The organism is Pontibacter flavimaris, from assembly GCF_001907195.1.
Classification (GTDB): domain Bacteria; phylum Bacteroidota; class Bacteroidia; order Cytophagales; family Hymenobacteraceae; genus Pontibacter; species Pontibacter flavimaris.
This window is the reverse complement of the sequence record NZ_LVWA01000003.1, coordinates 1-12,322: the sequence shown is the minus strand read 5'-3', so window position 1 is coordinate 12,322 and position 12,322 is coordinate 1. Positions and strand designations below refer to the sequence as shown.

Here is a 12,322-nt window from a genome sequence, read left to right as displayed (position 1 = left end):
CACCCCACCCCAACCCTCCCCTAAAAACAGGGGAGGGAGCTCGGTACCTGTTGTATAGCAGTGGCTATCGAACTGATCCCAGTCTTTCCGTTGAGCGCCTTGTGAGATCCGGTGCCACGTTAGTGGCAGCGCCCTGGCGCAGGAGGGAACACAGCGCGATGCGGGAAAGAGTTTACCCCGGAGGATTTCGGGGAGCCCTCCCGGGCTAGAGGGAGCCGAAGCTAGAAATGAAACAGTAGGTTTGTAAGTCTGGAGGATGAACGGCATCTAATAAGTATAGCTTGTTTAAAGTTGCTGGAAGCAGCGGCTAAGAGAGGTATAAGTATGATTAAAGTATAAGGTATAGCTGAAGTATAAAAGTATAGCCAACTAAAGTATGGCTTTTCAAGCCAGTCGGGTTGAAAACCCGATGCCATAATAGAACACAAGTCCGAAGACTTGCGCCATAGGGAAAAGCCTAGGGCCAGGTATAAGTTTGTACTTCCGCAAACATCGCAACTTGGGTTCTAAAGTATAAAAAAGGGCCTCCTGCCGGTAAGTGCAGGAGGCCCTTTTTTATACTTTATACTTCTATTTATACTTTGTTTCGCCCTTAAAGCACATACAGCATGCCTGCCACAGTCGCCGTCATCATACAGGCCAGCGAGGCACCCAGTAAGGCCAGGAAGCCCAGCTTCGACAGGTTGCCCTGCTGGTTCGGGGCCATACTTCCAATGCCTCCGATCTGGATGGCGATGGAGCTGAAATTGGAGAAACCAGCCAGTGCATAGGTGGACATCACCAGCGCTTTGTCGCTCAGGGAGCCGGCTGCCTTCATGTTGGCCAGGTCCAGGTAGGCTACAAACTCATTAATGGCAGTTTTCTGCCCTAAAAGGCTGCCCACCTGCAGGGTATCCTGCCAGGGAACGCCCATAATAAAGGCGAAAATCCGGAAGATCTGCCCCAGGATGTACTGAAAGGAGAAGCCGTTGAACTGGCCGTTGGTGGAGGACACGACAAACTCGTTCAGGCCGGTTACGCCCCCAATCTTCATCAGGATATAGTTCAGGAGAGCAATAACTGCGATAAAGGCAAGCAGCATACCGCCCACGTTGGCGGCCAGCCGAAGGCCATCCGCCGCGCCGCGGCTCAGGGCATCCACCAGGTTCACCCCCAGTTGCTCCTCGTTCACCTCCAGCTGCGTGTTGATCTTCTCCGGCTCCGTTTCCGGCACCAGGATCTTGGCCAGCACGATACCGGCCGGGGCGTTCATGACAGAGGCCGTGAGCAGGTGGGCCGCAAAAACAGCCTGCTGTGCCGGGTCGCTACCGCCCAGAAAAGCCACGTAGGCCGCCAGCACACCACCAGCCAGTGTAGCCATGCCGCCGGTCATCAAACACATCAGCTCGGAGCGCGTCATGCGGCTGATGAACGGGCGCACCAGCAGCGGCGCCTCCGTCTGGCCCAGAAAGATATTACCCGCCGCAGACAAGCTCTCGGCACCTGACAGGCGCATACCCTTCGACATGATCCAGGCAATGCCGAATACGATCTTCTGGAGCACGCCCAGGTAGTATAGACCAGCCGATACGGTAGAAAAGAAAATAATGGTGGGTAGCACCGAGAAGGCGAAGATAAAGCCGAGGCCGCCGTTTTCGGCCGGGTTGGCCAGGTTTCCGAACAGGAACTCGGAACCGGCCTGCGAGAAGCTGAGCAGCTTTACGAAAAGCTTGCTGACAAAAGCAAAGGCGTCTGCAACAAGGGGCACCTGCGTTACCAGCACACCAAAAAGTATCTGGAGTAAGAGCCCAAAGCCTACCAGCCTCCAGTTAATGGCTTTCCTGTTTTTTGAGAAAAGAACAGCTATGCCTACTAGTACCAACAGGCCGCCGGCACCCCTAAGAATATCGAACATTTATACTTGGTTGAAAGAGAAAATCGGGCAAAATTAAGCCGAATATCTTATAAAACAAAAAGGTTCGGCACCACCAGGCACCGAACCTTCCGATTCTTATACTTCAGGTAAATCAGTTACGTTTATTCAGCTCGTCTCGTATTTTAGCTGCCTTTTCGTAATCCTCTTTCTCAAGCGCGTCGTTCAGCATCTTGTTCAACTCATCCACAGAGGTTTGGCTCAGCGACTCCTTGGTGGTTCCGGAACCGGCGGTAGAAGTGCTTTTGACAGTCATTTCCTCGCTTTCCTCCTCCTCCTCTTCCAGGTCGCTCAGGATGATGCCGGCCTCCGAGAGCACACTCTCCACCGTGTAGATCGGCACGCCGAAGCGCAGGCCGATGGCAATGGCGTCAGAAGGGCGGGCGTCGAGCTCAAACTCCTTGGTGCCGTTGGAGCACACGATCTTCGAGTAAAACACCCCTTCCTTCAGGTCCGAGATCATGATCTCCGTTACGCGCACGTCCAGCTCCTCGGCAAACGACTTGAATAAATCGTGCGTGAGCGGGCGGTTGGGGTTTATCTTCTCTATCTGGATGGCGATGGACTGCGCCTCAAACATGCCAATGATGATCGGCAGCCGTCTGTTTCCCTCTTTCTCTCCCAAAACCAATGCAAACGATCCCGTCTGCGACTGGCTGGAGGAAAGGCCGAGTATCTCTAACTGAATTTTATCCACAGTATCTTTCTTCTAAAGTCTATTTGTCTAAAGCTTTGGCAGCTTCAATTAATTTAGGGACGATTTCGAATGCGTCGCCAACTATGCCATAATCAGCGGCTTTGAAGAACGGCGCCTCCGGATCCTTATTAATAACGACAATCACTTTAGAAGAGTTAACCCCGGCCAGGTGCTGGATGGCTCCCGAAATGCCGATGGCGATGTACAGGTTAGGGCTGACGGTGATGCCTGTCTGGCCTACGTGCTCGTGGTGCGGTCTCCAGTCCATGTCGGACACCGGCTTGGAACAGGCCGTGGCGGCGCCAAGAACTTTGGCCAGATCCTCCACCAGGTGCCAGTTCTTCGGCCCTTTCAGGCCACGACCGCCTGATACCACGATCTCCGCCTCCGGCAGCAGTACGCCACCGTCCGAGTCCTGCATCACTGTCTCCTTTGGGGCAGCGGCAAAGTCTGCATCGGTTAGCTCGGCAGACAGCTTCTCTACTGTGGCAGTATTGCCGGCATTATGGGCAGCCTCGAAGGAGTTCTTCTTTACGGCCACGATCTTCACGTCAGAGATCAGGGCTACATCGGCAAAGGCTTTGCCGGAAAACACCCCGCGAGTTACCACAAACTGTCCGCCGTCTGTTTTCGGCAGCGACGTTACGTTGGTAGCCAGCGAACCGTTCAGACGAACGGCCAGCTTAGAACCCACGGCAGCACCGATGTTGGAGTTGGAGAACACCAGCACCTTAGCGCTTTCCTGTTGCGCGGCTTTGGCAATTACTTTTACATAGGCATCGGCCACAAACTGCTTCAGGCGGTCGTCGGCATCGTATAATACTTTGCTGATGCCCTGCTCACCCAGTTTAGTTAGCGCTTCTTCGTGCACCTCGCCAATGGCAACCGCCGTGGCCGTAGTGCCCAGTTGCTGCGCTACCTGGCTTCCGTACGATGCCGCCTCCAGTGAGGACTTTTTGATCTCTCCGTTAAGACCTTCTACAAATACTAATACAGACATGGTTATAGTACTTTAGCTTCGTTTCTCAATAATGTTATCAGTTCTCCGGCATTCTCAGCCTCGATCATCTTCACGCCGGTTTTCTTCTCAGGCTTGCTGAAGTGCACATACTCGGCCTTTGCCTCGGCGCCTACCGGCTCCTTCACCGCCAGCGGCTTGGTACGGGCCGTCATGATGCCGCGCATGTTCGGGATGCGGGGCTCGGACATGGGCTGCTGTGCGCTGGCCACGAACGGCAGCTTCACCTCCACCACTTCCTTGCCACCCTCAATCTCGCGCTCCAGGCGGGCCGTGCTGTCGTCCACCAGGTCCAGCTTAAAGGCTGGCACCACCGATGGGATGCCCAGCAGTTCGCCTACCATGCCATGCACCTGCGAGCCGTTGAAGTCGATCGACTCCTTGCCCATCAGGATCATGTCGTAGCTGTTTTCCTTAGCCACGGCAGCGATCTGCTGCGCCACGAAGAAAGCATCGGTTGGTTTTGCGTTTACGCGGATGGCATCGTCTGCGCCTATGGCCAGTGCCTTGCGGATATTTGGCTCGGCATCGGCCTCGCCTACGTTTAATACAGTTACGGTGCCGCCTTTGGCCTCTTTCAGCTCAATGGCGCGGGTCAGTGCGTACTCATCCCAGGGGTTGATGACGAACTGCACACCGTTTTTGTCAAATTCCTTATTATCAGCCGTAAAGTTTATCTTGGATGTGGTATCCGGTACGTTGCTGATGCAAACTAATATTTTCATGGTTAGAAATGTTAGCTTTTAAAATTTAGATTTGTGCGAAGTTAATTAAAATATAGCCAATTCGAAATGAACGAAAGCAGATTAGCCCAGCTCTTTAAGTTTCTGGAAGACGACCCTAACGACGCATTTACCCTATACGCCATAGCCACCGAATACCGGAAGGAAAACCCGAAGAAAGCACTGGAATTTTATGAAAAACTGCTGCACGAGCACGAGAACTACGTGGGCACCTACTACCACGCTGCCAAACTATACGAGGAGCTGGGCCAAAACGATGTAGCCGAGCAAACTTATAAGAAAGGAATGCGCATCAGCCGCCAGGAAGGCAACATGCACGCTTTCTCGGAACTGCAGCAGGCCTACAACAAGATGATGGGCCTGGATTACGAGGACGATTAACCGGCTGCCATCGTCCCCGAACCGCCTGCGTCAAAAATAGTATGCATGCAGCATATTTACAAGTATACTTTATACTTCGTGAAACGGTTACGGTTTATACTTTAACAGCGGGTTTATACTTTGGTTTGGGTAGAGGCAAAAGTTAGCGTGATCAAACCACCCCCAGCCTCTCCGGGGAGGGGAATTTCGCAAAAGAGTAGGTGATTCCCCTCCTCGGAGCAGGGTCGTTAAGGTCTACAGAAAACTGTCCCCTTGAGGGGACTATAGGGGTGTAAAGCCAGTTACAAGAGCCCTAACGCAGACGCCGACACCCCTCTAACTCCCCTCAAGGGGAGAATCTAGTTCTTACTATCTTCAACATTACTGTTAGAAATTAGCGCTTTAAGATAGAATTTAACGGCCCTGCTCTTCAGAGGGGTTATAGGTAAGTTTACACCTGCACTGCATGAGTAAATCGCAACCCGGGTTTTATACTTTATACCTCATACTTTATACTTTATACTTTATACTTTGGACCCGGGATCCGAAAGAGCAAAGTATAGGCCTAACGTATAAAACGCTCCTACTCTCCTACCAGCTCAAAAAAACGCACCTTGGTTTTTCCCGGTACCAGTTTCACGCCCTGGGGTATCCCCGCGTGCGACTCCTTCATGTGGTTCCGGTACCACACCAAATAACTTTCCTCAGCGTCCCAGTAGGTCAGGAGCCAGATCTCGTTCGGGTTATCCTGAGGCACCATCACATTCATTTTGATAAAACCCGGGGCATTGTCTACCAGGTGCGGGCGGTTGATGAAGGCTGCTCTTACTTCGGGCGCCATGTCGTTGGCGATGGTAAAGGTGCTGGATGCTATAAACATACGATATGGTTGTGGCAGCATGGCTTTTTCCCGGCCTGCCGCTGGTTAAGGTTGATTTATACTTTCAGGCATACTTGAAAGGTAGCGCCCTCGCCGGGAGTGCTCTCTACCGAAATGCCTCCGCCCAAGGCCTCGGCCTGAATCTTGGTCAGGTACAGCCCCAGGCCCTTGGCGTCTTTGTGCTTATGGAAGGTGTTGTAGAGGGTAAATATCTTGTGCCCGTAGCGCTGCAGGTTCAGCCCCAGCCCGTTATCCTTCACGGAAAGGCACATCTGCCCTTCCTCCTGCCACGACCTGATCCGGATGTGCGGCCGCCGCTCCGAAGACCTGTACTTCAGGGCATTCGAGATAAGGTTGTGGGCCATACTTTCCAGGTATACTTTCGGAGCCTTTACCTGGTGCACCTTCAGGTCCAGTTCTACTTCTGCGTCGGTCTCAAGTATAATGGCCTGCAGGTTCTCCAGCTCCCGCTCAATAATTTCCGGCAGGTACACGGTCTGCTGCTCCAGTTTCTGGCCCAGCTCGCTCTCCAGTATCATGTTCAGGTCATCCAGCGTGGAGGCCATGTTCTGCACCATCTTGTCCATCATGTGCATCACCTGCCCTGCCGTTTCCTCGGTTGGCTGCGCCTGGTAATGGTTTAGCAGGCCTTTCATGTTGCCGAGCGGCGAGCGCAGATTATGGGCTATTATCTGGGCGAAATCCTCCAGGCGGCGGTTTTTAGAGGCCACAACGCCGGAGCTTTGCACCAGCTGCTTGTTCAGCGTCTCCAGGTGCTCCTTCTGATTGCGCAGCACCACCGAGATCAGGTCTTTCACCAGGGTCTGCGCCATCTCTACCTCGTTCAGGCCCCAGGGCAGCGACTTGCCCCGGATTACCTGCACCCAGCGCGCAAACGACTTGCGCGGGTGTATGCGCCGTGATTTCTCCTCTGTTTCCTTATCCGGCTTTCCGGCCCATATCCGTTTTTCAGAAATCTCAGGCTTAAAGTATAAAAGGTATTCTTTGTTGAGCCTGGAGATCTCCAGCGCCAGCAGCCCGCTTGCCGGCCCGCTTATGGCAGCGGCGGCAGGATATTCCCTGGATAAATTGCGCGTATGAAACGTGCTTCCGGCAGCTTCCCTGGAGAGCCAGTCTGCCAGCGCCTTCAGATCGTCCTCTCCGGGCGTAAGGCCATGGGTGTAGCATTTGCCGCCAAGCAGCAGGGCCAGGCCACTGGCTTCGGTCAGGGCAAGTATGGCGGGCTTCTGCGCCTGCAGTTCCTCTTCCAGGTTCGAGCTTTGCATCAGGCGGCGCATCAGTTGTTCCTCCTGCCGGCGCAGCTCCTCCAGTTGCCGCTGGTCGTGCTGCTCCTGGTGCGCCAGCACACCGTTGGCAAAGGCCTGGGCCACGTTCAGGCAAAGCTGGCGTTGCCAGTAGTTCACAAACTGCGGGGCTTTGTGCTGGCAGGCGATGATGCCCCACAGCTTGCCGTTCACGACAATGGAGACAGACAAGGTTGCCTGCACGCCCATGTTCTGCAGGTACTCCAGGTGGATCTCCGACGGGTTACGCAACTCGGACAGGATGATGTTGGATGGCTCCCCGGTGGCCGGGTTAAAGTATGGCTTGATGTTAACCGCCTTCGCCGACACATCGGCAATCTGGCGCACCGGCTTCTGGAGCAGCAGCGCGCGCGCCTGCGCCGGAATGTCGGAGGCCGGGAAATGGTGGTGCAGGTAAGAATGCTGGCCGCTCACAACTTTTTCAGCGATCACCTCGCCATGCCAGTCCTCATCGAAGCGGTAGAGCATGACGTGGTCGTAGGCGATGGCCTGCTGCACGAACGCTGCCGTTAAACGGGCCTGTCCCTCCAGCGTGCCCTCCTGGTCCAGCTTCTCCAGGAAGTTAGTATATGCCCCGTTCTGCTCCAGCAGCTCCTGCCCCGCTGCCGGCTGCGCATAGGGCTCGCACTCCAGCACCAGGCTGCCCCGCGACTCGTGGAGGAAAGCGAAGTATAGATGACCCTGCAGCTGCACCAGCCTCGGTTTTATACGTGGCCCCTCATACTGCCGCAGCTGTTTTTCCAGCGTTGCATACTCTTCCGCAGAAATAATGGTGTCCAGCTGCTTGCCTGAAAGTATGGCCGGTTCAGCCTGCAGAAACTGGCCCAGGTTCTCGCTTACCTGTTCCACCTCCAGCGTACTCTTATTCAGGATAAGCAGGAAGCCGTGCGGCTGGATTCTTCCGATGATATGGATGGGTTCCTTATCGCAATTGGAGAGGTCAACTTTATAGTTCTGATAATTCTGCATCAGGTGTTCTTGAGCCGCTTTCAGGATTGTTGGGCGTGTAAGTTAGCTAAATAGTATGGGAATGCAGCATGGAAAGGCGGGAGGTTTATACTTGGTGCCTGCTTATACTTTGCCCTACGTGCTACTTTGCCGTTACGACAACAAAGCCAACTCCTATACGGGCGTTGGCTTTGCAGGGATTGCACTAATTGATGTTCTGAGTTTTATGCCAGCGTCAGTACCAAATCATCGGTGTTCACCAGTTCGCCCTCCGGCAAAGTGATGCTGGCTACCTCCGCATCGGCCGCGGCGGTGATGGTGGTCTCCATCTTCATGGCCTCGATCACGAAAAGCGGCGTGTTCTTCTTCACCTTCTGCTCCTTCTCCACCAGTATCTTCGACAGCAGCCCCTGCAGCGGCGCGCCGATTTGTTTCGGGTTGTTTTTGTCTATTTTCTGATGCTCCACGCGCTCCACCTTCACCGAGCGGTCGCGCACGTCGATGTTGCGGCTCTGTCCGTTCAGCTTAAAGAACACAGTGCGCATGCCGTCCTCGTTCACATGGCCCACCGACTGGTGCTTCACCACAATGGACTTGCCGCGCGCAATGTCGATGATGGCTTCCTCGCCGGGCTGCAGACCGTAGAAAAAGAGCCTGGTCGGGATCTTGGACACGTCGCCGTACTGCTCCAGGTGCTTGTGGTAGGCCTCGTATACTTTAGGGTAGAGCTGGTAACTCAGAAAGTCAGTGAACTTCGTTTCTTTCCCGAACTTCTCCTGGAAGGCCCCAAACGCAGTCTCAAAATCTACTGGCTCCAGGTGCTCGTTTGGCCGATCGGTAAAGGGTTTTTCCTCTTTCAGGATGATCTCCTGCAGCTTTTTCGGAAAACCGCCCACCGGCTGGCCCAACTCGCCTTTAAAGAACGATTGCACCGACTCCGGAAACGAGATCTCCCCGCCCCGCTCCAGCACATCCACCGTAGTCAGATTATTCGACACTAAGTATAAAGCCATATCCCCCACCACTTTAGAGCTGGGCGTTACCTTCACCACATCCCCGAACAGCTGGTTCACCTCGGCGTAGGTTTCCTTTATCTCCTCCCATTTATCTCCCAAACCAAGTGCGTTGGCTTGCGGGCGCAGGTTGGAGTACTGCCCTCCCGGAATCTCGTGGCGGTATACTTCGGCCGTGCCTGCCTTCAGTCCCGACTCGAACGGGTAATAGTACTCACGCACCGTTTCCCAGTAATTCGAGTGCTGGTTCAGGCTCTTTTGGTCGAACTCACGGTGGCGCTCCTGGAAGCGCATCATCTCCACCATAGCGTTGAAGTTAGGCTGCGAGGTAAGCCCCGACATCGCCCCAAGCGCTACGTCCACCACATCCACCCCGGCTTCGATCGCCTTCAGGTAGGTAGCCGACTGCACGGAGGAAGTGTCGTGGGTATGCAAATGGATGGGGAGCTTGACCGTCTCGCGCAGCGCCGTGATGAGCTCGGAGGCTGCATAAGGCTTCAGCAGGCCGGCCATGTCCTTCACGGCCAGAATGTGCGCGCCGGCATCCTCCAGTTGCCGGGCCAGTTGCAGGTAATAGTCCAGGGTATACTTTGTCTTTTTCGGGTTCAGGATGTCGCCGGTGTAGCAGATGGCGCCCTCGGCCAGGCCTTGCGTACGCTTGCGCACGAAGTTGATGCAGGGCTCCATACTTTTCATCCAGTTCAGCGAGTCGAAGATGCGGAAAATGTCCACGCCCGTCTCCCAGGATTTCTCTACAAAAGCCTCGATCAGGTTGTCCGGGTAGGCTTTGTACCCCACCCCGTTGGAGCCCCGAATAAGCATCTGCAAGAGTATGTTCGGTACCGCTTTACGTATCTCGGCCAGCCGGTCCCAGGGGTCTTCGTGCAAAAAGCGCAGGCACACATCAAAGGTAGCGCCACCCCATACTTCCATACTGAAGATCTGCGGATGGTCCTTGGCGTAGGCTTCGGCAATCTTGAGCATATCGAATGAGCGCATGCGCGTGGCCAGCAGCGACTGGTGCGCATCCCGGAAAGTGGTGTCGGTGTAGTGAATTTGCGGGTCGTTGCGCAGCCATTTGGAGAACTCCTCCGGCCCCAGCTCCGTCAGCAGGTCCTTGGTGCCTTTTTCATAAGCTTTGTTCGTGTTGAAACTATGCAAGTAGGGCTTGCGCAGCACCTTGTCCGGATCTACCTTCTTCACGTCCGGGTTGCCGTTCACCATCACATCAGCCAGGTAGGCGAGCATCTTCGTAGCCCTGTCTTTGCGCTGCTTAAAGACAAACAACCCGGGGTGGTTCTTCACAAAGTCCACGGTGGCGTCGCCGGAGATGAAGGTGGGGTGCCCGATGATGTTCTGCAGGAACTGCATGTTGTGCTTCACGCCCCGGATGCGGAACTCATCCAGCGTGCGCGCCATTTTGTTGGCGGCCAGGGCCAGCGTAGGCGCATGGGTGGATACTTTTACCAGCAGTGAATCGAAGAAGGGGCTGATCTTGGCGCCCGTGTACACGCTGCCCTGGTCGAGGCGGATGCCGAAGCCACCGGCGCTGCGGTAGGCGATGATGGTGCCATAGTCGGGCTTGAAATCGTTCTCCGGATCCTCGGTGGTGATGCGGCACTGAATGGCCACGCCGTTGGCGCGCACCACATGCTGCGGCCCCAGCAGCACTTCTTCATCATCCAGCCGGTAGCCGTCGGCAATGTAAAGCTGCGTCTTGATCAGGTCGATTCCCGTGATCATCTCCGTGACCGTGTGCTCCACCTGGATGCGCGGGTTCACCTCGATAAAGTAGATTTTATCCGTGTGCGGCTCCACCAGGAACTCCACCGTGCCTACGTTATTATAGTTGACGGCCTTGCAGATGCGGATGGCGTAATCGTAGAGCTTCTGGCGCGTTTCCTCGTTCAGGCTGATGGCCGGGGCCACCTCCACCACCTTCTGGAAGCGGCGCTGCACCGAGCAGTCCCGCTCAAAAAGGTGCGTGATGTTGCCATATGCATCGGCCACAATCTGCACCTCGATGTGCTTGGGGTTTTCCACGTACTTCTCCAGGAAAACCGTGTCGTCGCCGAAGGCTTTCAGCGCCTCGTTCCTGGCCTCAAAAAATCCCTTCTCCAGCTGCTCGTCGTCCCGGATCACGCGCATACCCCGGCCGCCACCGCCGGCAGCCGCCTTCAGCATGAGCGGGTATCCAATGCGGTGCGCCTCCTCCCGGCCTGTCTCAAAGGTGTTTAGATCGAGGTCGCTACTCTGGATCACGGGCACCTCGCAGCTCACGGCTACTTTCTTAGCCGCAATCTTATCTCCCAAAGAGGCCATTACCTGCGGCTTGGGTCCGACGAAGATGATGCCGTTGTCGGCACACCGCTGTGAGAAATGCTGGTTCTCGGACAGAAAGCCATAGCCCGGGTGAATGGCGTCCACGTTGTTCTCTTTCGCTATCCGGATGATGCCGTCGATGTCGAGGTAGGGTTGCAGTGGCTGGTTGTCCTTGCCGATCTGGTAGGCCTCGTCGGCTTTGTAGCGGTGCAGCGAATAGCGGTCCTCATAGGTATAAATGGCTACCGTCTCAATGTTCAGCTCCGTGCACGCACGCAGCACCCTGATCGCGATTTCGCCCCGGTTGGCAACAAGTACTTTTTTAATTTTCATGCAAGCTGAGATGTGTAAAAGTTTAGTTTAGTATTCCAGGTGTATTGGGAGATAGGCACAACCATGGCCAAATTCGATGTTCAACTTCCGATTGTACAAAACAAGGTTTGCGTGATACTAATTTTCAGATGTTTCTAATACATACTTTTTCAAAAGAAGGTTATTAAGCTGTACTTCAGTAATTTACATGAAAAACGCGTTGATAAATGTAAATTGTGGCTCGACTTATACTTTGGTGCAAGCCCTGGGAAAAGCTGCGGGGCGAACTTTACAGCGCGTGTCTGCCCCCGTGCTTCGCTTCCGGGAGGTGAGCGGAAAGGAATTTATACTTGCGCTATACTTTATACCTACTGTTTCTGGCGCAAATCTCCAGACTTGCGTCCTAACAGTAGGTGTCGAGTCTGTGCCCCGACTGGCTTGAAAAGCCATACTTGCTTTAGCTATACTTTCATACTTGCGCAAGCCATACTTTATGCTTTCTCTGGCGCAAGCGTCCGCTTGTGCCTTTTTATACTTGAGCCATACTTTATACTTCGAATTATACTTCGGCCATACTTCCTTAGCCGCAGCTTCCCGTTATTTCACACAAGCTATCCTTGCTAGCTCCCGTTCATCCTCCAGACTTACATGCGGCTCGTTTCATTTCTTGCTTTGGCTCCCTCAAGGCCGGGAGGCCTCGCCTTCGGGCATCGCGCTGGGAGCTTTTCCTGCCCTCGTGCCTCGGGCTGCCTCACTAGCGTTCGTCACCGGAAAAACTCGCATAGGCGCTCA

The 12,322-nt window shown here is 54.5% G+C and carries 8 protein-coding genes; 1 reads left to right on the top strand and 7 read right to left on the bottom strand.

Annotated features, from left to right (window positions below; genetic code table 11):
• Positions 1-592: 592 nt before the first annotated feature.
• From A3841_RS02285 to A3841_RS02270, 4 genes are all read right to left on the bottom strand, one after another.
• Positions 593-1,894 carry a NupC/NupG family nucleoside CNT transporter gene (locus tag A3841_RS02285; protein WP_073850711.1) on the bottom strand — a complete coding sequence of 434 codons (1,302 nt, stop codon included), beginning with the start codon at positions 1,892-1,894 and terminating at the stop codon, positions 593-595.
• Positions 1,895-2,006: 112 nt separating this feature from the next.
• The gene (locus A3841_RS02280; RefSeq protein ID WP_073850709.1) at positions 2,007-2,609 is read right to left on the bottom strand and encodes a bifunctional nuclease family protein; all 603 of its coding nucleotides are present in this window, start codon (positions 2,607-2,609) and stop codon (positions 2,007-2,009) included.
• A gap of 19 nt (positions 2,610-2,628) precedes the next feature.
• The gene (locus tag A3841_RS02275) at positions 2,629-3,609 is read right to left on the bottom strand and encodes an electron transfer flavoprotein subunit alpha/FixB family protein (RefSeq protein WP_073850708.1); all 981 of its coding nucleotides are present in this window, start codon (positions 3,607-3,609) and stop codon (positions 2,629-2,631) included.
• Between the two features lie 2 nt (positions 3,610-3,611).
• Entirely contained in the window at positions 3,612-4,352 is a 741-nt protein-coding gene (locus A3841_RS02270) for an electron transfer flavoprotein subunit beta/FixA family protein (protein ID WP_073850706.1), read from the bottom strand.
• Positions 4,353-4,418: 66 nt separating this feature from the next.
• Between A3841_RS02270 and A3841_RS02265 the strand changes: the two genes are divergently transcribed.
• Positions 4,419-4,751 (top strand): tetratricopeptide repeat protein, encoded by a 333-nt coding sequence (locus tag A3841_RS02265; protein ID WP_073850704.1) that lies wholly within the window; start codon positions 4,419-4,421, stop codon positions 4,749-4,751.
• Positions 4,752-5,313: 562 nt separating this feature from the next.
• Here the strand turns inward: A3841_RS02265 and A3841_RS02260 are convergent.
• The 3 genes from A3841_RS02260 to A3841_RS02250 form a co-directional block, all read right to left on the bottom strand.
• On the bottom strand, positions 5,314-5,610 hold the full coding sequence (locus tag A3841_RS02260; protein WP_073850702.1) for an antibiotic biosynthesis monooxygenase family protein: 297 nt from the start codon (positions 5,608-5,610) through the stop codon (positions 5,314-5,316).
• A gap of 56 nt (positions 5,611-5,666) precedes the next feature.
• Complete coding sequence (locus tag A3841_RS02255) at positions 5,667-7,904, bottom strand: ATP-binding protein (RefSeq protein ID WP_073850701.1); 2,238 nt, start codon at positions 7,902-7,904, stop codon at positions 5,667-5,669.
• Positions 7,905-8,107: 203 nt separating this feature from the next.
• Positions 8,108-11,551, bottom strand: a complete 3,444-nt coding sequence (locus A3841_RS02250; protein ID WP_073850699.1) for a pyruvate carboxylase — start codon at positions 11,549-11,551, stop codon at positions 8,108-8,110.
• Positions 11,552-12,322: the final 771 nt, after the last annotated feature.

Bases quoted from the DNA above. Each gene is read 5' to 3' on its own strand.
- A3841_RS02285 (WP_073850711.1), bottom strand. From the start codon at position 1,894: ATGTTCGATATTCTTAGGGGTGCCGGCGGCCTGTTGGTACTAGTAGGC.
- A3841_RS02275 (WP_073850708.1), bottom strand. From the start codon at position 3,609: ATGTCTGTATTAGTATTTGTAGAAGGTCTTAACGGAGAGATCAAAAAG.
- A3841_RS02270 (WP_073850706.1), bottom strand. From the start codon at position 4,352: ATGAAAATATTAGTTTGCATCAGCAACGTACCGGATACCACATCCAAG.
- A3841_RS02265 (WP_073850704.1), top strand. From the start codon at position 4,419: ATGAACGAAAGCAGATTAGCCCAGCTCTTTAAGTTTCTGGAAGACGAC.
- A3841_RS02260 (WP_073850702.1), bottom strand. From the start codon at position 5,610: ATGTTTATAGCATCCAGCACCTTTACCATCGCCAACGACATGGCGCCC.
- A3841_RS02255 (WP_073850701.1), bottom strand. From the start codon at position 7,904: ATGCAGAATTATCAGAACTATAAAGTTGACCTCTCCAATTGCGATAAG.
- A3841_RS02250 (WP_073850699.1), bottom strand. From the start codon at position 11,551: ATGAAAATTAAAAAAGTACTTGTTGCCAACCGGGGCGAAATCGCGATC.